Source organism: Acidovorax sp. JMULE5 (assembly GCF_013376875.1).
Classification (GTDB): domain Bacteria; phylum Pseudomonadota; class Gammaproteobacteria; order Burkholderiales; family Burkholderiaceae_C; genus Acidovorax; species Acidovorax facilis.
Window position 1 is genome coordinate 710,839 of record NZ_CP035951.1, and the last position, 21,833, is coordinate 732,671.

Here is a 21,833-nt window from a genome sequence, read left to right on the forward strand (position 1 = left end):
TTCCACAGCTCGTGGAACAGGCACGCCCCGTACCAGTGCACCCGTGGATCTGGCTCCGCCAGGCCACCGGGTGCGTCCCCCTTCAGGGGGAAGGCGCGAAACGCCTCAGGGGGTCACTCAATCTTTGCGCCGGAGGCTTCCACGATGCCCTTCCACTTGGCGTAGTCGGTCTTGAGCAGGGTGCCAAACTGTGCGGGCGACATGGCTTCGGGCTCGGCGCCCTGGGCCTGGATGGCGGCCTTCATGTCGGGCGTGGCCAGCAGCTTGTTGATTTCAGCGTTCACGGTGGTCACCACGGCGGCGGGTGTACCGGCTGGGGCAAACACGCCGTACCAGGTGCTCACATCAAAGTCCTTGAAGCCCGACTCGGCCACGGTGGGCACTTCGGGCAGCGACGAGCTGCGCTTGGCCGACGTGACGGCCAGCGGGCGCAGCTTGCCTGCCTTGATCTGGCCCATGGCCGAGGGCAGGGACGAGACCAGGAGGTCCACGTTGCCCGCCAGCGCATCCATCAACGCGGGGTTCGATCCTTTGTACGGGATGTGGCTCAGCTTGACGCCTGCGGCCTTCTCGAACAGGTCACCCGCCAGGTGGATGGAGGTGCCGTTGCCGGGCGAGCCATAGGTGATGGTGCCGGGCGAGGCCTTGGCGGCGGCCACCACGTCGGCCAGCGTTTTGTACTTGGAGTTGACGCTGGTGGCGATGACCACGGGCGTGTAGGCCACGTGGGCGATGGCGGTCAGGTCCTTGGTGGGGTCCCAGGGCAGGTTTTTGTACAGCCAGGGGCCGATCACGAGGTTGTCCTTCTGGCCCATCACCAGGTCATAGCCCGTGGGCGCGGCCTTGACGGCTTCTCCAATGCCGATGGTGCCGCCCGCGCCGGCCTTGTTGTCGGCCACCACGGTCCACTTGGCGCTTTCGGTGAGCTTGGTGGCCACCAGGCGCGAGAGGATGTCGGTGCCGCCACCGGGCGGGAAGGGCACGATCAGGCGGATGGGCTTGGTGGGGTAGGCCGCAGCCGGTGCGGGTGCCTGGGCGTGCGCGGTGGTGCCCACGGCAAAAGCGATCGCGGTGAAGGAAAGCAGGGTGCGAATCATGGTGTGGTTTGTCTCCGTCGGTTCATGGAATGTGCAGGCGGTGGCTGGGCACACGCCACCTGGCTGATCTGGGTCAGCGGGCGCCAATGATCGCTGATGACCGGAGGCGCCCGCCTTGCCAATGGCGGGTGGCAGCATCGCGGGTGGCGATGGCAGTGTTCCCACCCGCAGGGAGGTCAGATGCGTTCAAAAATCGCTGCAATGCCCTGACCACCGCCGATGCACATCGTCACCAGCGCATAGCGGCCCTGGATGCGTTGCAGCTCGTGGATGGCCTTCACGGTGATGAGCGCGCCGGTGGCGCCAATAGGGTGGCCCAGCGAAATACCCGAGCCGTTGGGGTTGACCTTGGCAGGGTCGAGGCCCAGGTCCTTGGTCACTGCGCAGGCCTGGGCGGCAAAGGCTTCGTTGGCTTCGATCACGTCCAGGTCGTTGACGGTGAGGCCCGCCTTTTTCAGTGCCAGCTGCGTGGCTGGCACGGGGCCGATGCCCATGTACTTGGGGTCCACACCCGCGTGGGCGTAGGCCACCAGGCGTGCCAGGGGCTTGGCGCCACGGGCCTTGGCGGCACCGGCTTCCATCAGCACCACGGCGGCGGCGGCGTCGTTGATGCCCGAGGCGTTGCCGGCCGTCACCGTGCCGTTTTCCTTGATGAATACGGGCTTGAGCTTGGCCAGGTCGGCCATCGTGGCGCCGGGGCGGAAGTGCTCGTCGGTGGCGTACAACACGTCGCCCTTCTTGCTCTTGAGCGTGACGGGGACGATCTGGTCTTTGAACACGCCGTTTTGCGTAGCGCGTTCGGCGCGGTTGTGGCTTTCCACCGCCAGCTTGTCCTGGTCTTCACGCGTGATGCCCCATTTGGCGGCAATGTTCTCGGCCGTCACACCCATGTGGATGTTGTGGAAGGGGTCGTGCAGAGCGCCGATCATCATGTCCACCATCTTGGTGTCGCCCATGCGGGCGCCCCAGCGCATGTTCAGGCTGGCAAAGGGCACGCGGCTCATGTTTTCGGCCCCGCCGCCAATCGCCACGTCGGTGTCGCCCAGCAGGATGGACTGGCTGGCGTTGACGATGGCCTGCAGGCCCGAGCCACACAGGCGGTTCACGTTGAAAGCAGGCGTGCCTTCGCCGCAGCCACCGTTGATGGCGGCCACGCGTGACAGGTACATGTCCTTAGGTTCGGTGTTGACCACATGGCCAAACACCACGTGGCCCACGTCCTTGCCTTCCACGTTGGCACGTGCAAGCGATTCGCGCACGACGAGCGCGCCCAGTTCGGTGGGCGGCACGTCTTTGAGGCTGCCACCAAAGGTGCCAATGGCGGTGCGCACTGCGCTGACGACGACGACTTCACGGGTCATGGGGAGGTCCTTTCAGATGAATTTGAGGCTAAATTGGCCGCTAGCGCTTTTCCATCAAGCGCGAGCAGCTACAAAAACAGGAGTTTCGGGGCTTTAGGCATCCCTGACATCGGCCACCGGGTTGGTGCCGAAGTCTGCGCGATCCAGCCAGGCGAGCACGCGGATAGCGGCGTCGGTGGGCGATGTGAGTTGGCCACCCGTCTTGAGGTTGGCGAAATTCTGGCGGTCCGGGAAGGCGGCCGGGTCGGCGCTGCGCAGCTGGACCTGCATGTCGGTGTCGATCACACCAGGAGCGAGCGAGCATACCTTGGCACCATGGGGCTTGAGGGCCTCATCCAGCGCCACGCAGCGCGTGAAGTGGTCCATGCCGGCCTTGGCCGCGCAGTAGGCGGCCTGCGAGGCCATGGCCCGGCGGCCCAGGCCCGAGGAGATGTTGAGCACCTTGCGGGGCACCGTCCAGCTGTCCGTTGCACCCAGGAAGGCGGCGGTCAGTTGCATGGGCGCCTCCAGCCCCACACGCAGGGCGGTGGCCAGGTCGTCCACATTGCTGTGTGACAGCGGTGCAATCTGCGGAATCATGCCCGCGTTGTTGATCAGCGTGGCGCTGGCAAATGCCTGCGGGCCTTGCGCCTGCAGCCAAGCCTGCAGCTTGTGGGCGGCCTGTTCGCCCTGCGACAGGTCTTGCTGCCACTGTTCGATGGTGACGCCTGCCGCTTTCGCTTCAATGGCCAGGTCGGCGTTGGTGCTGCGCGCGATGCAGACCAGGGTGTTGCCGCTTTTCAAAAGCTGCTGGGCCATGGCCAGGCCCATGCCGCGCGATGCGCCGGTGAGGATGGTGAGGTGGTTTTGGGGCATCCCGCCATGTTACTGCGCAGTACCCATGGCCGGGGGTAATTACTGCCCTGTGGGCGACTCAAGCGCCGTCAGCAGCAGTGCCAGCCGGGCGTCAAGTGCCGCGAGGTCGGCGGCCTTCAGTGGCGCCAGGATGCGGTGCTCGTTGGCCACATGGGCTTCCACGGCGCGGTCGATCAGTGCCAACCCCTCGGGTGTGAGCTGCACCAGCGAGCTGCGCGCGTCGTCGGGGTTGGGCAGGCGGGTGATCCAGCCCTGGGCTTCGAGCTTGCCCATGCGGTGCGTCATGGTGCCCGAGGTGACCATGAGCGTGGAAAACAGCGTGGTCGGTGCCAGGCAGTGGGGCGCGCCGCTGCGGCGCAGCGTGGCCAGCACGTCGAACTCCCAATAGCTCAGGCCGAATTCGGCAAATGTCTCGTCGAGCCTGCGCTGCAACAGCGCGGCGCAGCGTTTGATGCGGCCGATGGGGCCCATGGGGCTCACGTCCAGGTCGGGGCGCTCACGGTGCCACTGGGCCAGGATGGCGTCCACGGCGTCGGGTTGGCGTTGAGTGGCCATGGTATTGGTGATGAAATTATCTTGAATTCAAGATTTTAGTGCACGGGCGTGGTAGGATTATTTATCTTGAATTGAAGATAGATTGCCATGCAAAACCACCGTACCTCTCCCTGGCTGGATGCGCTCACCACGGCCCTGGGCCCGGTGATCTGGGGCTCTACCTACATCGTCACCACCGAGCTGTTGCCGCCCGACCGGCCGTTCACTGCGGCGCTGCTGCGCACGCTGCCTGCAGGCCTGCTGCTGGTGTTGTGGTGCCGCCGTTGGCCGGCGTGGGGCGATTGGGTGGGGTGGCGGCGCCTGCTGGTGCTGTCGGCGCTGAACATCGGGGTCTTCCAGGCGCTGCTGTTTGTGGCGGCCTACCGGTTGCCGGGGGGCGTGGCGGCTGTGGTGGGCGCCATAGGTCCGCTGGTGGTGATGGGGCTGGTCTGGGCGCTGGACCATCGGCGCCCGCCCGGCCTGGCGTTGGCGGCGGGTGCCCTGGGCGTGCTGGGCATGGCGGCGCTGCTGCTGTCGCCGGGGGCGCGGTGGGACATGGTGGGCGTGGCTGCGGCGCTGGTGGGCACAGTGTGCATGGCAGCGGGCACGTTCTGGTCGCGGCGCTGGCGGTCGGACCTGCCGGTGCTGGCATTTACGGGCTGGCAGCTGCTGGCGGGCGGCATCATGCTGGCGCCCGTGGCCTGGGTGGTCGACCCGCCGCTGCCCGCGCTCTCGGCCGCGCAGGTAGGCGGTTATGTCTACCTGAGTCTGGCGGGTGCCCTGTTGGCCTACGCGCTGTGGTTTCGTGGCATTGCGCGGTTGCCGTCGGTGGCGGTGTCGTCGCTAGGGCTGCTGAGCCCGGTCACGGCCGTGCTGCTGGGCTGGGTGTTGCTGGGGCAGGCCATGACGGGGGTGGCACTGGGGGGCATGCTGGTGGTGCTGGCCAGCATTCTGGCGGTGCAGTGGGCGATGTCGAGGCCGGTGCAAGGGTAGGCTCGTTGGTCGCGCCTGGAGGGTGTCTCATTTGCTATATTTTGTATAGCTAACAATGAGGACCATCATGCGCCAGGGCCTCAAAACACCCTTAACTGTCGCCTTGCCCTGCGGCACCTCAGGTTGCGGCGATGGCGCGGGGCGCGCCGACGCGTGCAACCTGTGCCAGGGCTGTGTGGGCGGTGTGGGCCGATGGCGTGGGCGCTCGGCTGGCGGCGGGCAGCGGGGTGCTGCTGCCCGCTGCATCCAACTGGAACACCGAGACCAGCTGGACGAGATCCAGGGCCTGGCTCTTCATGCTGCTGGCGGCGGCGGCCATTTCTTCGACCAGGGCTGCGTTCTGTTGCGTGGCCTGGTCCATCTGCATCACGGCTTCACCCACCTGGCCCACGCCGTCGCTCTGCTCGGCGCTGGCGGCACTGATCTCGCTCATGATGTCCGTCACACGCCGGATCGACTGGACGACATCCGTCATCGTCTGCCCGGCCTTGTCGACCAGGGCCGTGCCCTGGTCCACGCGGCTCACGCTGGCCGAGATGAGTTCCTTGATCTCCTTGGCAGCTTCGGCCGACCGGCCCGCCAGCCCCCGCACTTCGCTGGCCACCACGGCAAAGCCCCGGCCCTGCTCGCCCGCACGCGCGGCTTCCACGGCGGCGTTCAGGGCCAGGATGTTGGTCTGAAAGGCGATGCCATCGATCACGCTGATGATGTCGGCAATTTTCTTGGAGCTGTCGTTGATGCCCTTCATGGTCTCCACCACCTGGGCCACCACTTCGCCGCCCTGCACGGCCACGTCGTTGGCATTGCGGGCGAGCTTGTTGGCTTGCTGGGCGCTGTCGGAGTTCTGCTTCACGGTCGAGCCCAGCTCCTCCATGGAAGCAGCGGTTTGCTGCAGCGCGCTGGCCTGGCGTTCGGTGCGGGCCGAGAGGTCGTGGTTGCCCTGCGAGATTTCTGCACTGGCGGTGGAGACGCTTTCGGCGCTTTGCCGCACGTTGGCCACGATGTCGGCCAGCTTGGCGCGCATGTGGGCCAGCTCGGTGAGCAACTGGCCCGGCTCGTCCTTGGCCCCCTGGGGGATGGGAGTGGCCAGGTCACCCGCCGCGATGGCCGTGGTGGCCTGGACGGCCTGCCGCACGGGGGCGGTGATGGAGCGGGTGGTCCACCACGCCAGGAACAACCCCACCAGGATGGCCAGTACGGTGCTGCCGCTCACCCAGGCGGTGCTGGCCTCGGCCTTGCGCGTGGTGTCCTTCAGGGTGCTGGCCACACCTTGGTCCAGCGTGTGGGTCAGCTCTTGCAGCACGGCCGCGTAGTTCTGAAAGACGGGCGCCAGCACGGTATCGGCCTGCGCGGCCACGTCCTGTCCCGCCTCCTTGGCTTTGACGAGTTCGGTGCGCTTGACGCGGTAGGCATCGCGCGCGGCAATGGCCTGGTCGTAAAGCTGCATTTCCTTGCCGGACAACAGGTAGCTGCGCACCTCCTGCATGCGCTTGCTTTGCACCTCGACCACGGCAGACATGTCTTTCTTGAGCTTGCTGGCGTACTGGGCGTCGTTGGCCTTGAGGAAGGCCTCGGTGCGCAACCAGTTCATCTGGATGTCGGTCTGCCACTGGTGCACGATGCCCTGGCGCTTGAGTTCCGAGGTGGCAATGTGCTCGTTGCTATGCTGCAGGGCGGTCACGCTCATGACGCCGAGTACAGCGATGACCACGGTGATCAGCAGCAGCAGCCCGAATGCCACTCCGAGTCGAATGCCCAGTTTCAGGTCTTTGATGCGCATGGCGGTTCCTTGAGGGTGCTGTGGCGAAGGTGTGTGAAGGGGCTGGGGTCGAGTGCCTGTCGAGCCGGTTGGTTTGCCGCGCTGGTCAGGACAAGGCCGCTGCCCCGGTTTCCAGGGAGCTGGTGCTTTGCAGGCGCTGGCGCACGCGCTCCAGGTAGTCGGCCCGCACGCGGCGGGCCGCATAGTCGCGCGGCGCACTGCGCAGCAACTGCTCCCAGGCCTCGCCGCGCCGCTTTTCTGACTGCTGGTGGCACTGCGCCAGCACCACGGGCGTGGGGGGCAGGGCCTGGGCCTCGGTCATGCATTCGTAGCCGTAGTAGTGCATGGTTTCCCACGCCAGGCTTTCGATGGTCTCGATCTCGTGGGGCTGCAGTTGGGTCTTGAACTTGTCCTTGTTGGCTGGCAGGGGGGCAAAGCAGTTGGACTCCCACAGGGCTGACATGCGGGACAGGTCTTGCGCCTCTTGCGATGCCGCGATGTCCAGCATCTGCGGCAGGAACTCGATGCCGATGAACTGGCAGATGCGCCGCAGCGTCTGTTCCTGGTCGCCCAGGAAGTCTTCGTAGCGGATGGTGAGCACGCGGTCCGGGTAGCGCAATGCCAGTGCGCGGCCTGTGGCGTGGGCCTTGACCCAGGCCAGGGCGTTGAGTGTGGTGTCGAAGTCGTGAATGATCGCCCGGTTCATCGAAGCCACCTGCGCCCGGGGGTCGCGGACCACGTTCAGAAAACGCATTTCCGGAAACAGGACCATCAGGTCGTGCGCGTAGTGGACGCTGTCGAGCGACTTGTCCATGGCCACGCTGGCCCCGTGCTGCTCCGCGCTGCGCAGCAGCAGCTCCCACACAATGCGGTGCACGCTGCGGGGTTCGTTCTCCAGCGCGTTGAAGATCTCCTCGGCGTCGAAATGCACCCCCGGCCACTTCACCATGCTGGATTGCTGCAGTCCCACCACTTCCTTGACCATCTGCCGGTACGCGCTGTCGTCGCGCAGGTCGCCATACAGCGGCACCAGGGGCATGAAGTCCACGATGTGCAGGGGGTAGGGGGAGTGGAACTGTGGGCTGGCGTTCAGGCGCAGGCGCAGTGCATGGCTGCCGCAGCGCCGCAGCGGAATCATCAACAGCGGAAGCGGGCGTGTAGTGCGGGTTGGCTGGTTCATGGTGTGTCTGACTCCAGGTGCGCGAAGAACTCGTTGATGAAGCGATCCATATCCTGGTCGGGCAGCCGGTCGATGCCGCCCGCGCCATGGCGACCGCCACCCGCCGGGTAGCGGCTGCAGAAGATGTCGGCACGGCTGGCGCTGGCGCTGCCGATGCGCAGGTTCACCAGAAAGTCGCCGTCCGAACGGGGCGTGAGTACGGCGACCGAACGTCCGTTGTTGCGCGCCACCAGCTGGTTGGCCAGGGTGCCGCACAGGCGCCGGGCCCATGCGCGGTCGGGCAGCACGTACACGGTGGCCCGGTCGTTGGCGGTATAGGGGGCCAGGTCCTGCACGGCCTGCTGGTCGCTGGCATGGCCTTCTTGCAGGCGGCGGAATTCGTAGGCCTTGGCCATGAAGTCGAGCGGGCTTTCAAAGCGATGGAGTGACCGGTACAGCTGCACGGGGCAAAAGTGCAGGTCTTCGCGGCTTTCGCCATAGGCGTTGTAGTTGAGCAGGTAGCCCAGCTGCGCCAGTGCACCACGTGTGGCTGCCGTGCAGCCATGTTCGCGCGCCATGCGGTCGGCCACGGCGTCCAGGTTGTCACCGTAGGCCGCCACGATGGCCCACTGGCGCAAAACGCCGCCCAGGTGGCGGTCTACCAGGATGCTGGTGCAGACGTCCAGGCCGGTGTCAATGTGGGCGGTGAGCTGCGGGTGGCGAAAAAGGGTTTTTGCGCTGTGGTGGTCGTAATAAGTCACGTGGCCGCCGCCATTGAGCACCCGGCACACGCCCTGCGCGTTGCGGTCCCACGAGATGTCGAGCGCCGTCACCTGCAGTGGCCGCCCGGAGGGCAGCTGGTCGAACAGGGCAATGTCCCGCTTCACCCCGCTGATGAGAAAGCTGTCGCGGGGCTCTACCAGGCGCAGCTGGTGCAGCGCACACAGCCCGTCGGCATCACCGTTGAAGAGGTCATAGGCGTGCACCCCATGGGCCGTGGGGGCTGGCGCCGGGGCGGAGACTGGGGCGTGGTCGGTAGACATGGATAGAAACGTGCAAAAAAGACAGCCCTAGCGGATGTACCCGCGCTGGCGCAGGAGCGCGAGCACCTGCGCGCAGGCATCGGGCAGGCTCAGGTGGGCGGTGTCGATGCTGAAATCAGGCGATTCGGGTGCCTCGTAGGGGGCGGAAACCCCTGTGAACTGTGGGATGTGCCCCGCACGCGCCAGGGTGTACAGGCCCTTGGGGTCGCGGCCCTCGCACACGTTGAGCGGGGTGCTCACATGCACCTCCAGAAAGCGGTGTTCTCCGATGAGCGCACGGGCCATGGCACGGTCGCTGCGCTGGGGGGAGATGAGTGCGGTGAACACCATCAGCCCGGCGTCGTTCATGAGGGCGGCGACTTCGGCCACGCGCCGGATGTTTTCCGAGCGCTCGGCGGCGCTGAAGCCCAGGTCGCGGTTGAGCCGGTGCCGCAGGTTGTCCCCGTCCAGCACAAAACTCGCAAACCCGAGCCCATGCAGTTCTTCTTCTAGCGCATAGGCCAGGGTGGACTTGCCCGCGCCGCTCAGGCCGGTGAGCCAGACGGTGACGGGGCGCTGCTGCAGCAGGTCCTCGCGCAGGGGGCCGGTGACCCGTCCGGCATGTGGGATCACCACCCGCAGGCCGTGGGGCGTCAGGCCGGGAGATGCAGCCGCAGGGGTTGGGCCCTGGGCCGGGTGCTGGAGCGAGGAAGGCAGCGGCATGGTCATGTCAGGCAAGGGCTGTGGGCGGCGAGCGTGGCAGCAGGCGGGTTCGTGTTGTCACTTGCACCGAATGGAGCAGGCAAAAAGCGGATGGCCCTGGACCACGGTGGGCGGGCCCAGGCGATGCGATTCAAAACCCGTGCGGCGCAGCAGGCGCTCCACCCCCAGTGGAGAGACAGTGACCATGCGCTGGGCCCCGTGTGCCATGGCGCACCGGCTGGCCGCCTGCAGCAGGCCGGTGGTGATGGGCGAGGAAAACTGGTCGAGCGCGGAACCGGTGGGCCCTGAAAAATCCATGGCTGCAAACCGCGACAGCTCCCACACCTCGGGTGCGTCGGGGGCCGGGGCGCCATTGAGCAGCTGGGGAAACACTTCGGCCAGTAGATAGGGCCGGGTGGTGGGCAGCAGCCGGGCAGTGCCGATGACTTCGTCATCTTCGTTCTGTGCGATGACGTAGACGGTATCGTCCCGGTCGAACTGGTCCAGCTCCAGGGCATCGCGGCAGTTCAGCTGCCAGCCCAGTTTTTCCACAAAAACGCGGTGCCGGTACCGGGCCATGCGGGTCATCAGTGGTGGATGCAGTTCCGCAGAGCAGCCAGAGGTGATGTGCATCGGAGATTCCCTCATGAGTTTTCACCATTAGAAAATCAGAAGAAAATATTTGTAACTACCAACTCTGGTAGGTGTTGTCTGACGCGGCCCTGGTCAAAATGCACTCGCCAAAGGGCGTCAATGCCGCCAGAATGTGCACAAACGTAACAGCGGTTGATGGTGCGTGATTAGCACTCGGATGGTCGGTCTCTGTGGGATGGTGTTCGGTGTTGGAGTCCTATGACAAGCTGGCAAGAAGATCTTTTGGGGGTGATGGACCGCGCGCAGTCTGAGCAGGAGGTTTTTTGCAAAATCGAGCTTGCTGCGCACGCCCTGGGGTTTGAGTACTGCGCCTACGGCCTGAGGGTGCCCATGCCCCTGTCCAACCCCAAGACCATTTTTTTGAACAATTACCCGCAGGCGTGGCAGGATAGGTATGTGCGGCAGGGCTACGTGCAGGTGGACCCCACGGTGCAGCATGGGTGCCGGAAGCACACGCCCCTTGTCTGGTCAGATGACGTGTTTGCTTCAGCCCAGGATTTCTGGGAGGACGCGCGCTCTTTCGGCCTGCGGTTTGGATGGGCTCAATCGTGCATCGATGGCGGCGGGGTGCGTGGCATGCTGACGCTGGCGCGTTCGGCTGACGCCCTGACATCCGATGAGGTGGCCCACAGCGAGATGAAGATGCGCTGGCTGGCGCACATTGCGCACCTGATCCTCTCGCGCATCTTCACGACACGCCAGGCCGAAGAGATGCAGCCGCATCTAACGGCCAGAGAAATCGAGGTGCTCAAATGGACCGCCGATGGCAAGACTTCTGCCGACATTTCCTCCCTGCTGGATGTGTCGGAAAACACCGTGAACTTCCACGTCAAGAACGCGGTGATCAAGCTGCAAACCACCAACAAGACGGCGGCTACCGTGCGTGCCGCCATGCTGGGGTTGCTGGGCTGATGCAGCGGCCCGGGGGCGCTGCTGGCCCTTGCGCACAGCCCGACTGCACCAAGCTGGGATGGGCCGCAACCTGGGTGGCCTGTGGGGGGCGGGCGTGAACGCCATGCAGGTGTCGCCGGATGGCCTGCTGCGCCTGTCGATTGACGAGTTGCTGTCCCTGCCCATCCACCATCTGATGTCGGCGGTAGACCTGGACCTGGTAGTGCCGCGCACCGCAGTGTGCGGCTGCGAAACCACCATCAGCGGCTATACCGAATGGGTGAGCGCGTCCTGCCCCGTGGTTTCCATTGGCTGGGACTGGCACATCAGTCTCTGGACAGCGCAACGGCCCTTTGCCTGGGCACGGCTGGGCCAGCCCCGCAGCAACGTGATGCTGGTGTATTCCACGGGCAACGACACCGGGTGGCACAAGAACCTGGAACTGCTGTCCACGGTGGTGGATGCTTTGCCCTGGCAGGAGCAATTGAGCCATTCGGTGACGGCCCTGCTGCCCAGTCATTGAGTATGGTTTGCTATTAAAAATATAGCTATAAATGACACCCTTCAAGCGCTGGGTGGCAAAAACACTTCAAAAATCAGCTGCCAGTTCCCACCGCATGGCCTGCCCGGTGGTGGGGTGGACCAAGGCCAGTTCCCCGGCATGCAGCAGCAGGCGTGGCGCCTGGGCCTGGGTGGCTGCATCGGCGTACAGCGCGTCTCCCAGGATCGGGTGGCCCAGGGCGCCCAGATGCACGCGCAGTTGGTGCGTGCGGCCGGTGACGGGTTCCAGCTCGACGCGCGTGGTTCCGGCCGCCGTGTTGTGGGCCAGGGGGCGCCAGCGGGTATGGCTGGGCTTGCCGTGCTCTGCGTCAATCACGCGCAGGGGGCGTCGCTCCCAGTCGGCAGCGATGGGCAGGTGGATGTCTGCCCAGGAGCCGGGCGGTTCGGCCACCAGGCCTTGCACGATTGCGACGTAGCGCTTGTGAATCTGCCGCTGTTCGAACGCCAGGCTCAGGCGCCGTTGTGCATCGGCATGCCGGGCCATGAGCACCAGGCCTGAGGTGGCCTGGTCCAGCCGGTGCACGATGAGTGCGCCGGGCCAGTGCTGCTGAGCGCGGGCACTCAGGCAGTCTTGCTTGTCGGGGCCGCGCCCTGGTACGCACAGCAGGCCTGAGGGCTTGCAGAGCACGAGCAGGTCGGCATCCTCATGCAGTGCCACCGGGGCGCGGAGGCCGGCAGTGTCCGCAGCCAGCGCGCTGGTTTCAGCCTGCGGCATGGCTGTCGCCGCCCACCAGGCGCTGCACGGTGGCGCAAAGCTCTTCCACGTCGTTGGGCTTGTGGATCAATGCCTGTGCGCCTTCGGCCAGCGCAGCCTGTTCGATTTCGGCCGTGACGTAGCCCGAGGCCAGGGCCACGGGCAGGTCAGGGCGGATCAGGCGGGCTTCGCGCACCAGGTCCACTCCACAGAAGCCGGGCATGTTGTAGTCGGTGACCAGCAGGTCAAAGGCCTGCGGGGCAGCGCGCAGCGCGGCCGTGGCCTCGTGCGGGTCGGTGTAGCCGCTGACCTCATAGCCCCGGCGGCGCAGCAGGCGCTGAACCAGAAACACCAGGGCCTGGTCATCGTCCACGTACATCACGTGGTGCTTCTTGCGCGGTGCGCTGCCGGGGGTATCGGTGGCGGGAGGCGTCGAGGGTGCGGAGGATGCTGGTGCGGCCTGCACCGCTTGAATGGGCTGCGCATCCAGGGTGCTTTGCGCCGCGCTGTGGGCGACCGGAAAGTACAACGTGAACCGGCTGCCCTGGCCGGGGGCACTGTGTACGTCCACGCCGCCTTCATGTGTGCGCATCACGCCGTGCACCACCGCCAGGCCGAGGCCCGTGCCCTGGCCCACGGGCTTGGTGGTGAAGAAGGGCTCGAAGATGCGTTCCAGCGTGGCAGCGTCCATGCCGGGGCCACTGTCGCGCACGGTCAGGGCGACATAGTCCACGGGGGCCAGGCCCAGCCGTTCGCTCAGGCGCTGGTCGGGCTGCACGGCAGCGGCTTCCACATGGATGCTGCCGCGCTCGGTGCCTTGGCTCTGGATGGCGTGGACCGCATTGGTGCACAGGTTGAGCAGGGCCTGCTCGACCTGCGTGGCGTCGGCCAGCACGGGGGGCAGGCCCGCCTGCAACTGCATGTGCAGCTCGATGGCGGGGGGCAGGGTGACGCGCAGCAGGCGTTCGGTGTCGTGCACCACTTCGGCCAACGACACTGCGGAGCGCTGCGGTGGCTCATTGCGGCTGAAAGTGAGGATCTGGCGCACCAGGTCGCGCGCGCGCCTGCCTGCCTTGTCGATCTCCATCAGGCTTTCCAGCACGGGCGAACCTGCTGCACAGTCGGCCTTGGCCAGTTCGACATTGCCCAGGATCGCGCCCAGGATGTTGTTGAAGTCGTGTGCAATGCCGCCCGCCATGGTGCCCACGGCCTGCATCTTGTGCGACTCGCGCAGCTGGGCTTCCAGCTCGCTGCGGTGCGCCTCGGCCTTCTTGCGGCCGGTCAGGTCGCGGGCAAACACGGTGGTGGTTTCGCCCTCGGCATGGCGCTCGAACGACACGCTCACCTCTACCGCCAGTTCCTTGCCGCTGGCGGTCAACGCCGTCATCTCGCCCAGCAGGGCCTGGGTGGTGAGCTGGGCAAACGCCAGCGCCTGCGCCGCATCGGGCAAAAAGCGGTCCAGCGTACTGCCCAGCGCGTCGCTGGCGCTGCACTGGAACAGCGCTGCCGCCGTAGGGTTGAACACGGTGATGCGCTGGTGCTGGTCCACGCAGATGATGGCGTCCAGCGCGGAGTTGATGATGGCCTCCAGCCGCTTCTCACTGGCGCGGATCTGTTCGTTGCGCTGCTGCAGGGTAATGGCGCTGTGCTGCAGCGCCTGGCGCTCGGCCAGCAGTGGGCCTTGGTCGATCACTGCACACAGAAACTGCGACAGGGGGGGGCCATTGCTTTGCGGGGCCTCAATGTGCGCGATGTGCAGGTCGCCCGTGATGGGCGTATCTGCATTGATGGAAAAAACGACCTCCTTGACCTCGCTGCGCCCCAGGTCCTGCGCCAGCGCGAAGGCCTCGCGCACGCGCCGGGCGTCCTGCGGGCGCACAAAGGGCATCAGTGCCGTGAGCGGGCGGTCGCGTTCGGTGGGCTGGAACGAGCGGTGCGCCATCGAGTTGGCCTGCACCACCATGTCGTGTTCGTCCACCACCATGAGGGCCAGCGGCACGCTGGCAAACAGGGTCTCGAAGCGTTCGTAGGCGCTTTCCGCCACGGTCTGGCTGTAGCGCAGGACCTTGTTCTGGCTCTCCAGCTCTGCCTGGTAGGCGCGCAGCTCAGCCACCAGGCCCTCGGCTCCTGTGCTGGGGGGCGTGGCACGCGGGGTGGGAGTCCCGGGCGCATGACCTGTGGGAGCGGGCTGCCGCCCCGCAGGGTCCAGAAACGACAGGTCGGGTTCACTCATGGGAGGGGCGCGGCCAGGGGTTTTGGCTCGAGGAAAGTGCGCGCGCTGCGCAATGCTGTGGGCCAGAAAGCATGGCCACGAGTGTACGCCCGCAAGCCTGCGGATCCTGCAGGCCCCGGGGGCTCGTACACGCAGAGACCGGGGGGAACGGCTTCAGCGCGTCTTTCAAGGGGCGATTGTTGATCAATTGCGAACAATCCTTTTCTCTCACGGGGCTTACCGAAGGAGATTCGGATCCCTACAGTTCCACCATCCCGCATTTTTTAGATCCAACCCGATCGCTACTGACTGTCAGGAATTTTTGCCATGAACCCCATCGACGACACCTCCCTTGCACAACCCCTGCTGAACAAACTGCAATGGCGCTATGCCGCCAAGAAGATGAACCCCGCCAAGGCTGTTCCGCAGGAGAAGGTGGAGCGCATTCTCGAAGCCGCGCGCCTGGCGCCCACCTCCAGTGGCCTGCAGCCCTTTGAAATCATCGTGGTGACCGATCCCGCTGTGCGCGCCAAGATCCAGCCCATCGCCTGGAACCAGGCCCAGATCACCGACGGCTCGCACCTGCTGGTGTTTGCTGCATGGGACAACTACACGGCCGATCGCATCAACATGATGTTCGACCTGACCAATGACCAGCGTGGCTTCAAGAACGAAGGCTGGGAAAACTACCGCCAGATGCTGCTGAACAGCTACCCCCAGCGCGATGCCGAGGTGAACTTCCAGCACGCAGCCCGCCAAGCCTACATTGGCATGAGTGCCGCACTGATCGCCGCTGCGTTTGAAGAGGTGGACTCCACCCCCATGGAAGGTTTTGACCCCAACGCGCTCGATGAGATCCTGGGCCTGCGGGCACGTGGCCTGCGCAGCGTGTCGATCCTGCCGCTGGGTTACCGCGCCGATGAAGGCGACTGGCTGGTGAACCTGAAGAAGGTGCGCCGCCCCCGCGAGCAGTTCGTGACTGAAGTCTGAGGATCTCCTCCTAAGACACAAAAAAAGGCTGGACAGTGGTCCAGCCCTTTTTGCGTGGGGAGCCTCAGCGTGTGGCGGGTGCTGCATCCGTCACGCGGCGCATGGGCGTCAGTACAAAAGCCAGTGCGGCCAGCACCACCAGCGTACCTCCGCTGGCCGCAAACAGCTGGGTCAGCGTGATGCTTTTCATCACCCAGCCCGTGACGGCTGCGGAGATGGGGGCCAGGCCCATGAAGATGAACATGAACAGGCTCATCGCCCGGCCAATCAGGGCCGGCGGCACACGTTGCTGGATCCAGGTGAACACGCTCACCTGCATGAAGCCGCCGAGCAGGCCGATGACCAGCATCAGCGTTGCGCCCTGCCACACGGCCGTGATCAGCCCCATAGGCATGAACAGTACACCGATGATGGCGTCGAACGCCAGGATGGTCATGCCCAGGCTGCCAAAACGCAGCCTCGGCAACATGCCCGACACCACCATGCCCAGGAGCGTGCCCGCGCCATGGGCGCCCACCATGGTGCCGAACGCGGCCGCGCCCAGCGCTGGCGTGCTGCTGGCCAGCACGGGGATGGCGATGTGGATGGGGCCCATGATGAACAGGGCGATGGCGCTCCAGTAGAGAAAGCAGGTGCGCAGTTCTCCATCGCGCCAGAAGTGAACCAGGCCCTGCGCCACCGATGCCAGCACCGCCTGGGGTGCGGCAGCCGGGGCCGAGTTGCCTGCATGGGTCTGCACCTTGGACAGCGTCCAGGCGGACACCGCAAAGCTCAGGGCATCCAGCGCAAAGGCCAGGCCGATGCCGGTGGCGTTGGCATTGGCCGGTGCACTGGCGACTTCTTTGACTGCGTCGCCCGCACCAAACAGCGCAATGAGCAGCCCTGCCAGCAGGGGCCCGAGGAACATGGTCAGCTGGCGCAGGCCCAGGCTGATGCCGTTGGCGGCCTGCAACTGCGAGCGCGCCACCACGTGCGGCATCATGGCCGTGCCAGCAGGAATGCTGAAGGCCGTGGCCAGGCCAATGCCCAGCGACAGCGCATACACCATCCACAGCGTCAGGGTGCCTGCAAGCACCAGCCCCGCCAGCACGGCCAGCAGCACCAGGTTGATGTATTTGGTGATCATCAGCACCTGCTTGGGCGAGTGGCGGTCTACCAGTGCACCGCCGATCAGGATGAACAGTGCGCGCGGCACGCTGATGAGGGCCAGCACGGTGCCCAGCACCAGGGTGTCGCCCGTCATCTGCAGCACCAGCCAGGGCAGTGCAATCAGCGTGAACTGGTCGCCCAGCATGGACAGGAAGGAGCCGCTCGTCATCCAGCGAAAGTTGGGGTCCTTGAACAGCGCGGCGCGCGGGTCCTGGGGGGCGCTCTTTGGGTGGGGGGGCGAAGGGTGATGGGGCATTTCAGGTCGCATGAACAGAGTCTCCAAAAGATTTGCGGGTGTGCCGGCGCCCGTTGAGCCACTGGCTCACGGCGGTGAATCGCACGCACAGGTGGTAGCTGGCCAGGCACAGGGCCGTGGTGGCCAGCACGTTGAGAGCCATCTTGGCCAGGACGGGAATCGGCACGCCATACAGCAGCGCGCCAAAACCAATCGTCAGCGGCAGGTGCACGAGGTACACCCAGTACGAGCTGTCGGCCAGGTAGGCCAGCCAGGCACGGGGCTGGCCGACGTGGCGCAGAAAGAGTCCGATCAGCGCAAAGCTCCACAACCAGGACGCGGCGTTGTAAGCCAGTGCCATCCAGAACTGCAGGTGCCGGGTGGCAGAGACGGGCTCGGCCAGGATCTCGGTGAAGGCACCGGTGACCAGGACCAGAGCAAAGGCCGAAGCCTCAGGCTGGGCCAGCACTTCCGACAAGAATGCAGTGATCAGGAAGCAAACGAGCCCCAGGCCCGCCAGCACGGGCCAATGCCTTGCGTAGCGCACCATCAAGTCCCTGCGCTGCGTGTACAGGCACAGCCCGAATCCGTAGAAAAGCCCGTTGTGGAGCCATTCCGCCAAGGGAGGCAGAAAGGAACCGCTGGGCGTGACGATTCCGTGGTCGTAGTGGGCGCCGATCCAGGCGAGTGGAAGGGTGAGCGCCACAACGCCCAGGGCCGAACCGCCCAGCCAGGCGGCGAAGCGCCCCAGGGCTTTTTGCACGCCGCCAGGCAGCGCACGTGCCGCAGCCCACACCACAGGCGTGAACACGGCCAGCCACAGCAGCATCCACAGAAACCACAGGTGCATGGTCGGTGGGCCTTTGGGTACGTTGGGGCCGTGGGGCAGCAGGCTGCGGTCTACGCCCCAGGTGCCATGGGCCATGCGGTGCAGGAACAACAGGCCCAGCAGGGTGCTGACCGCCAACAAGGGCGGCCAGAACACCACAAAAGGCAGGCCCAGGCGGCGCAGCCGGTTGCGCACCATGCCCGCCAGCCCTCGGTGCTGCACCAGTGCCGACACAAAAAAACCGGCCAGGATAAAAAACAGGGGCATGCGGAACGCATGGATCACCGCCACCAGCAAGTCGGCCACCGACGTGGACAAATCGTCGTGCCAGGGCAGGGGAGACGGCCGGCTCATGTAAATGACCGAAACATGCAGCACGATGCCCAGCCACATCATGGCGGCGCGCAGATTGTCCAGGGCATGCAGTTTGCGGCCCGGGGCGGCGGATTCTGGGGTGTGAGTCGGTCCATTCATAGGGACCGACTGTGAAGCCTCACGTTGCGTGAGGGTCAAGCACTTTTCTGACTTTTTGGGGCGGTGCTGTTGTCAGCGGTGTGGGGATACCACAGCAGCCGCAGGTGCTGGCATTGCGTGCGCCAGCGCTGCCTGCAGATAGGCGCGCACGGGAGCACTCAGGGGCGAGCCTGCCTGCAGCAGCGGTTCATTGGCTGAGGCCATGAGCAGCTTTTGGCGCAACTCGGGGCTGCGCCGCGTGAGTGTGTCGAACAGTGCGTTCCAGCGCAAAGCGGCAGCCACCGCATCGGGGTGGTGGGGAGGAAGGGCGCGGGCCAGAAGCTGCTGAACGTCCTGCTCCAGCGCTGCCCAGTCGGTATGGGGCACATGGCCCAGTGTGCGCAGATCGTTGCGGGTCAGGTACTTTTCCAGCAGCGCCATGCGCAGCTTGATGGCCGTTTCGATGTACTCGATCATTTCACCCGGCGGTGCGTGGTTGCGCCCCTGGGTGCTGGGTTCGGTGCGGAACATATGGCCCCAGCGCTCCAGCAGGTCCAGATCGCCCTTCATCCAGTGCAGCATGAGCGCCATCCAGCGGTAGGCCAGCGCCTGCACCTCGGGTGTGTCGGGTGCCAGTTGGCGGTCCATGGCACTGCGCACCAGGTCTTTGACGATCAGCCAGTCAGCCTCAATGAGGTTCCAGTTCTGAAAGATGTGCTTGAGTTCGGCCGAGCTGAAATACTTGCCATAGGTCGTCATCAGCGCCAGGGCCTCCAGCCAGTTGCCCATGTCTGGCTCGGCACCGGCCATCAGGCCGTCCCTCAGCATGGTCAGGCGTCCGCGCAGTTCGGTGGCCTGCGCGATTTGCTGGTCCAGCGAGCGGATCTGCTGCCCGATGATGCGTTCGGGGGCCATGCCGTCACCCGCCAGCAGCGCCCCGATGTCGCTGAGCGCCAGGCCCATCTGGCGCATGGTCTGGATGCCGTGCAGTCGCTGCACATCGGCCTGGCTGTAGAGGCGGTAGCCCGCCTCGGACCGGCCTGAAGGCTTGAGCAGCCCGATCTCGTCATAGTGGTGAAGCGTGCGCACCGTCAGGCCGGTGCGCCGCGCGAGATCACCGACCTTGAGCAGCATGGGGTCAGCGGCCGATGGAGATGAGTTCGATCTCGAAGTTGAGCGTGGCATTGGGTGGGATTACGCCACCGGCTCCCCGGGCGCCGTAAGCGATGGAGGGCGGGCAGGTCAGCTTGGCCTTGCCACCCGGCTTCATGCGTTGCACGCCTTCAGTCCAGCAGGGGATCACACCGTTGAGCGGGAACGACGTCGGCTCGCCGCGCTTGTAGGAGCTGTCGAACTCCTTGCCGTCCAGAAACATGCCTTTGTAGTGCACCTTGACGGTGTCGGTGGCCTTGGGCGAATCGCCGGTGCCGTCCTTGAGCGATTCATAAACCAGGCCACTGGCCGTGGTGACGGGGCCTGCGGCCTGGGCAGAGGCAAAGGGGGCAGCCAGAAGGCCAATGAGCACAAGGGCGGAAGAAATGCGCACGGGGAGTCCTTGAAACAAAAAAGAAAGGGGGAAAAGTCAGAACGCCATTTTGCTCGTCAGCAACGGTTGGGCTGCAAGCGGCGCGCCAGTGTAAAGGGCGTGGCGCCTTGGCTGGTGCCAATCCACTGTGGGCGCGTTAACCAACGTTAATGCGCTGCGGCATGCGGATGGCAACACTGCAGCTGCGGCCAATGGGTGCCGAGTGCTTGTTTTTGCGGAGATGACGGATGCGTTCATTCAACGGCCACAGCGGACTGGCTCGGAGGACTTTTTTGGGGGGGCTTGCGACGGGGGGCGTGGGTATGGCGGCGGCGCAGGCAGCGCCGCCACAGCCACTGGCCGCCCGCTTGCCCGATGCGATGACCCGCCCCGGTGGGGCCGATCTGCCGTACGGCCTGCCCGCAGCTCAGGAGGCGCAGGTGGAGCGGACCTTGTCCACTGCGGCAGGCTTTCCTGTGTGGCGCACGCCGTTGCAGCACCAGCGCGGCATCATCACCCCCAGCGGCCTGCACTTTGCCGTGCACCACAACGGCGTGCCCGACATTGCGCCGGAGCGCCACACACTGAAGGTGCATGGGCTGGTGCACAAACCGCTGCGTTTTGATCTGGAGCGTCTGCTGCGCTACCCCATGGTCAGCCGCGTGCATTTTCTGGAATGCGCGGGCAACTCAGCCGCCAACGCGCTATCGCCCACGGCTCTGGACCAGACGCTGGGCGAGATTGCGGGCGAGGTGTCGTGTTCGGAGTGGACGGGCGTGCCGCTGGCCTATCTGCTGAACGAAGCGGGGCTAAAAGACAGCGCCCAATGGGTGGTGGCCGAAGGCGCCGACGGTGGATCACACAGCCGCAGCCTGCCACTGAAGGCCTTGCTGGAGCACGGCATGCTGGCGCTGTACCAGAACGGCGAGCGGCTGCGGCCCTCGCAGGGCTACCCCATGCGCCTGTTCATGCCGGGCTGGGAGGGCAACGTCAACGTGAAATGGCTGCACCGGCTCGAAGTGACCGACGCGCCCGCTTACACCAAGGACGAGTCGGGTCTGTACACACAAGTGCTGACCGATGGACGGATCGAGCGCTTCGCGTTCCACATGGAGGTGAAGTCGGTGATCACGCACCCCTCAGGCCAGCAGCGTTTGCCTCAGCCCCATGGGTTTTACGAAATCGCTGGTCTGGCCTGGTCGGGTCGGGGGCGCATAACGCGTGTGGATGTGTCCGTGGACGGAGGTCGCACCTGGGCTGCGGCGCAGCTGCATGGCCCGGTGCTGGACCGGGCCTTCACGCGCTTCACGCTGCCCTGGCAGTGGAACGGCCGCAAGGCCGACCTGATGAGCCGCGCCACGGACGAACACGGCCGCACGCAGCCACTGCGCAGCGAGTGGAAGCGCCGCTACGCCATGCACTCGTTCAACCACTACAACGCGGTGCAGGCTTGGCGCGTGCAAGCCGATGGTCGCGTGGAGAACGTCTATGCGTGAAGACCTGTGCAGCCGGTTGCTGCTCGCAGGGCGCACCACCCTGCGGCGGGGCGTGGCCGTGGCGATGGTGATGGTCATGGTGATGGGACTGCTGAGTGCAGGCAGAGCCAGCGAGGCCCAGGCGCCATCCGCTGCGGCTCCTGCACCAGCAGCGCCGCCACTTGTCATCGGCTTAGGCCAGCCGCTCTCGCCTGCCGACATCGATCGCTATGCCATCACCGTCTTCCCCAACGGCCGCAATCTGCCACCCGGCCGGGGCAGCGTGGAGCAGGGCGCGCGCCTGTACGCCATGCACTGTGCCGCCTGCCACGGCGCACAGGGTATCGAAGGGCCTGCCGCACGGTTGGTGGGCACAGATGGTTTGATCGGCTGGAGCGACCCGCTGCGCCCCTTGCGCGTGCGCAAGTACCCGCTGCAGGTGTTGTCGGTGGGCGCTATGTGGCCTTATGCCACGACGGTGTTCGACTATGTGCGCCGGGGCATGCCGATGCACGCGCCCAAGAGCCTGACCGATAACGAGGTGTACGGCATCACCGCGCACCTGCTGCATCTGAACGGGTTGGTGGCAGGTGACGCCGTCATGGACAAGGAAAAATTGCCCCAAGTGGTGATGCCTGGGCGGGATCGCTCGGTCAGTGCGTGGCCACAGGACCGCTGAAAAT

21 protein-coding genes are annotated in these 21,833 nt (G+C 65.6%); 6 read left to right on the forward strand and 15 right to left on the reverse strand.

The window, feature by feature from the left end; genetic code table 11:
* Positions 1-113: 113 nt before the first annotated feature.
* The 4 genes from EXV95_RS03275 to EXV95_RS03290 all read right to left on the reverse strand — a co-directional run bounded on the left by EXV95_RS03275 (position 114) and on the right by EXV95_RS03290 (position 3,868).
* Positions 114-1,097 (reverse strand): tripartite tricarboxylate transporter substrate binding protein, encoded by a 984-nt coding sequence (locus EXV95_RS03275; RefSeq protein ID WP_055397442.1) that lies wholly within the window; start codon positions 1,095-1,097, stop codon positions 114-116.
* Between the two features lie 176 nt (positions 1,098-1,273).
* Entirely contained in the window at positions 1,274-2,458 is a 1,185-nt protein-coding gene (bktB, locus tag EXV95_RS03280; RefSeq protein WP_176885793.1) for a beta-ketothiolase BktB, read from the reverse strand.
* 93 nt (positions 2,459-2,551) lie between these two features.
* Positions 2,552-3,313 carry an SDR family NAD(P)-dependent oxidoreductase gene (locus EXV95_RS03285; protein ID WP_176885794.1) on the reverse strand — a complete coding sequence of 254 codons (762 nt, stop codon included), beginning with the start codon at positions 3,311-3,313 and terminating at the stop codon, positions 2,552-2,554.
* Between the two features lie 39 nt (positions 3,314-3,352).
* On the reverse strand, positions 3,353-3,868 hold the full coding sequence (locus tag EXV95_RS03290) for a MarR family winged helix-turn-helix transcriptional regulator (protein WP_176885795.1): 516 nt from the start codon (positions 3,866-3,868) through the stop codon (positions 3,353-3,355).
* 87 nt (positions 3,869-3,955) lie between these two features.
* Here EXV95_RS03290 and EXV95_RS03295 point away from each other — a divergent pair, with 87 nt between their 5' ends.
* The gene (locus tag EXV95_RS03295; protein WP_121419935.1) at positions 3,956-4,840 is read left to right on the forward strand and encodes an EamA family transporter; all 885 of its coding nucleotides are present in this window, start codon (positions 3,956-3,958) and stop codon (positions 4,838-4,840) included.
* Positions 4,841-4,958: 118 nt separating this feature from the next.
* On the opposite strand, the gene EXV95_RS03300 is transcribed toward EXV95_RS03295, so the two are convergent.
* The 5 genes from EXV95_RS03300 to EXV95_RS03320 form a co-directional block, all read right to left on the reverse strand.
* Positions 4,959-6,620, reverse strand: a complete 1,662-nt coding sequence (locus tag EXV95_RS03300) for a methyl-accepting chemotaxis protein (protein ID WP_176885796.1) — start codon at positions 6,618-6,620, stop codon at positions 4,959-4,961.
* Between the two features lie 85 nt (positions 6,621-6,705).
* Positions 6,706-7,779, reverse strand: coding sequence for a sulfotransferase (locus tag EXV95_RS03305; protein WP_176885797.1), 1,074 nt, complete (start codon positions 7,777-7,779; stop codon positions 6,706-6,708).
* A complete protein-coding gene (locus EXV95_RS03310) occupies positions 7,776-8,801 on the reverse strand; it encodes a hypothetical protein (RefSeq protein ID WP_255484906.1) in 1,026 nt (341 codons plus the stop codon). Before EXV95_RS03310 ends, EXV95_RS03305 begins: the two co-directional genes overlap by 4 nt.
* Before the next feature lie 27 nt (positions 8,802-8,828).
* A complete protein-coding gene (gene cysC / locus EXV95_RS03315; protein WP_176885798.1) occupies positions 8,829-9,503 on the reverse strand; it encodes an adenylyl-sulfate kinase in 675 nt (224 codons plus the stop codon).
* A gap of 57 nt (positions 9,504-9,560) precedes the next feature.
* A complete protein-coding gene (locus tag EXV95_RS03320) occupies positions 9,561-10,115 on the reverse strand; it encodes an acyl-homoserine-lactone synthase (RefSeq protein WP_176885799.1) in 555 nt (184 codons plus the stop codon).
* A gap of 219 nt (positions 10,116-10,334) precedes the next feature.
* Here EXV95_RS03320 and EXV95_RS03325 point away from each other — a divergent pair, with 219 nt between their 5' ends.
* Entirely contained in the window at positions 10,335-11,048 is a 714-nt protein-coding gene (locus EXV95_RS03325; RefSeq protein WP_176885800.1) for an autoinducer binding domain-containing protein, read from the forward strand.
* 58 nt (positions 11,049-11,106) lie between these two features.
* Positions 11,107-11,550: a DUF4902 domain-containing protein gene (locus EXV95_RS03330; RefSeq protein WP_055397425.1), complete on the forward strand. Its 444-nt coding sequence runs from the start codon at positions 11,107-11,109 to the stop codon at positions 11,548-11,550.
* Positions 11,551-11,616: 66 nt separating this feature from the next.
* Here EXV95_RS03330 and EXV95_RS03335 read toward each other — a convergent pair whose 3' ends face one another.
* Complete coding sequence (locus EXV95_RS03335; RefSeq protein ID WP_176885801.1) at positions 11,617-12,303, reverse strand: RluA family pseudouridine synthase; 687 nt, start codon at positions 12,301-12,303, stop codon at positions 11,617-11,619.
* The gene (locus tag EXV95_RS03340) at positions 12,290-14,515 is read right to left on the reverse strand and encodes an ATP-binding protein (RefSeq protein WP_176885802.1); all 2,226 of its coding nucleotides are present in this window, start codon (positions 14,513-14,515) and stop codon (positions 12,290-12,292) included. Before EXV95_RS03340 ends, EXV95_RS03335 begins: the two co-directional genes overlap by 14 nt.
* Before the next feature lie 306 nt (positions 14,516-14,821).
* On the opposite strand from EXV95_RS03340, the gene EXV95_RS03345 reads away from it, so the two are divergent.
* Positions 14,822-15,484, forward strand: a complete 663-nt coding sequence (locus tag EXV95_RS03345; protein ID WP_121506582.1) for an NAD(P)H-dependent oxidoreductase — start codon at positions 14,822-14,824, stop codon at positions 15,482-15,484.
* Between the two features lie 64 nt (positions 15,485-15,548).
* On the opposite strand, the gene EXV95_RS03350 is transcribed toward EXV95_RS03345, so the two are convergent.
* From EXV95_RS03350 to EXV95_RS03365, 4 genes are all read right to left on the reverse strand, one after another.
* Positions 15,549-16,802: an MFS transporter gene (locus tag EXV95_RS03350; protein WP_370460254.1), complete on the reverse strand. Its 1,254-nt coding sequence runs from the start codon at positions 16,800-16,802 to the stop codon at positions 15,549-15,551.
* Positions 16,803-16,890: 88 nt separating this feature from the next.
* Positions 16,891-18,171 carry an acyltransferase family protein gene (locus EXV95_RS03355; protein ID WP_176885803.1) on the reverse strand — a complete coding sequence of 427 codons (1,281 nt, stop codon included), beginning with the start codon at positions 18,169-18,171 and terminating at the stop codon, positions 16,891-16,893.
* Between the two features lie 72 nt (positions 18,172-18,243).
* Entirely contained in the window at positions 18,244-19,284 is a 1,041-nt protein-coding gene (locus tag EXV95_RS03360; RefSeq protein ID WP_176885804.1) for a MerR family transcriptional regulator, read from the reverse strand.
* 4 nt (positions 19,285-19,288) lie between these two features.
* On the reverse strand, positions 19,289-19,690 hold the full coding sequence (locus tag EXV95_RS03365) for an FKBP-type peptidyl-prolyl cis-trans isomerase (RefSeq protein ID WP_369801340.1): 402 nt from the start codon (positions 19,688-19,690) through the stop codon (positions 19,289-19,291).
* Positions 19,691-19,923: 233 nt separating this feature from the next.
* On the opposite strand from EXV95_RS03365, the gene soxC reads away from it, so the two are divergent.
* Both soxC and EXV95_RS03375 read left to right on the forward strand, forming a co-directional pair.
* Complete coding sequence (gene soxC / locus EXV95_RS03370) at positions 19,924-21,171, forward strand: sulfite dehydrogenase (protein WP_176885805.1); 1,248 nt, start codon at positions 19,924-19,926, stop codon at positions 21,169-21,171.
* Positions 21,164-21,829: a c-type cytochrome gene (locus tag EXV95_RS03375; RefSeq protein ID WP_255484907.1), complete on the forward strand. Its 666-nt coding sequence runs from the start codon at positions 21,164-21,166 to the stop codon at positions 21,827-21,829. Before soxC ends, EXV95_RS03375 begins: the two co-directional genes overlap by 8 nt.
* Positions 21,830-21,833: the final 4 nt, after the last annotated feature.

Excerpts from the sequence above, each read along its gene's own strand:
- EXV95_RS03275 (WP_055397442.1), bottom strand. The coding sequence starts at position 1,097 with ATGATTCGCACCCTGCTTTCCTTCACCGCGATCGCTTTTGCCGTGGGC.
- bktB (WP_176885793.1), bottom strand. The coding sequence starts at position 2,458 with ATGACCCGTGAAGTCGTCGTCGTCAGCGCAGTGCGCACCGCCATTGGC.
- EXV95_RS03285 (WP_176885794.1), bottom strand. The coding sequence starts at position 3,313 with ATGCCCCAAAACCACCTCACCATCCTCACCGGCGCATCGCGCGGCATG.
- EXV95_RS03290 (WP_176885795.1), bottom strand. The coding sequence starts at position 3,868 with ATGGCCACTCAACGCCAACCCGACGCCGTGGACGCCATCCTGGCCCAG.
- EXV95_RS03295 (WP_121419935.1), top strand. The coding sequence starts at position 3,956 with ATGCAAAACCACCGTACCTCTCCCTGGCTGGATGCGCTCACCACGGCC.
- EXV95_RS03300 (WP_176885796.1), bottom strand. The coding sequence starts at position 6,620 with ATGCGCATCAAAGACCTGAAACTGGGCATTCGACTCGGAGTGGCATTC.
- EXV95_RS03305 (WP_176885797.1), bottom strand. The coding sequence starts at position 7,779 with ATGAACCAGCCAACCCGCACTACACGCCCGCTTCCGCTGTTGATGATT.
- EXV95_RS03310 (WP_255484906.1), bottom strand. The coding sequence starts at position 8,801 with ATGTCTACCGACCACGCCCCAGTCTCCGCCCCGGCGCCAGCCCCCACG.
- cysC (WP_176885798.1), bottom strand. The coding sequence starts at position 9,503 with ATGCCGCTGCCTTCCTCGCTCCAGCACCCGGCCCAGGGCCCAACCCCT.
- EXV95_RS03320 (WP_176885799.1), bottom strand. The coding sequence starts at position 10,115 with ATGCACATCACCTCTGGCTGCTCTGCGGAACTGCATCCACCACTGATG.
- EXV95_RS03325 (WP_176885800.1), top strand. The coding sequence starts at position 10,335 with ATGACAAGCTGGCAAGAAGATCTTTTGGGGGTGATGGACCGCGCGCAG.
- EXV95_RS03330 (WP_055397425.1), top strand. The coding sequence starts at position 11,107 with ATGGGCCGCAACCTGGGTGGCCTGTGGGGGGCGGGCGTGAACGCCATG.
- EXV95_RS03335 (WP_176885801.1), bottom strand. The coding sequence starts at position 12,303 with ATGCCGCAGGCTGAAACCAGCGCGCTGGCTGCGGACACTGCCGGCCTC.
- EXV95_RS03340 (WP_176885802.1), bottom strand. The coding sequence starts at position 14,515 with ATGAGTGAACCCGACCTGTCGTTTCTGGACCCTGCGGGGCGGCAGCCC.
- EXV95_RS03345 (WP_121506582.1), top strand. The coding sequence starts at position 14,822 with ATGAACCCCATCGACGACACCTCCCTTGCACAACCCCTGCTGAACAAA.
- EXV95_RS03350 (WP_370460254.1), bottom strand. The coding sequence starts at position 16,802 with ATGACGAGCGGCTCCTTCCTGTCCATGCTGGGCGACCAGTTCACGCTG.
- EXV95_RS03355 (WP_176885803.1), bottom strand. The coding sequence starts at position 18,171 with ATGAATGGACCGACTCACACCCCAGAATCCGCCGCCCCGGGCCGCAAA.
- EXV95_RS03360 (WP_176885804.1), bottom strand. The coding sequence starts at position 19,284 with ATGCTGCTCAAGGTCGGTGATCTCGCGCGGCGCACCGGCCTGACGGTG.
- soxC (WP_176885805.1), top strand. The coding sequence starts at position 19,924 with ATGCGTTCATTCAACGGCCACAGCGGACTGGCTCGGAGGACTTTTTTG.
- EXV95_RS03375 (WP_255484907.1), top strand. The coding sequence starts at position 21,164 with ATGCGTGAAGACCTGTGCAGCCGGTTGCTGCTCGCAGGGCGCACCACC.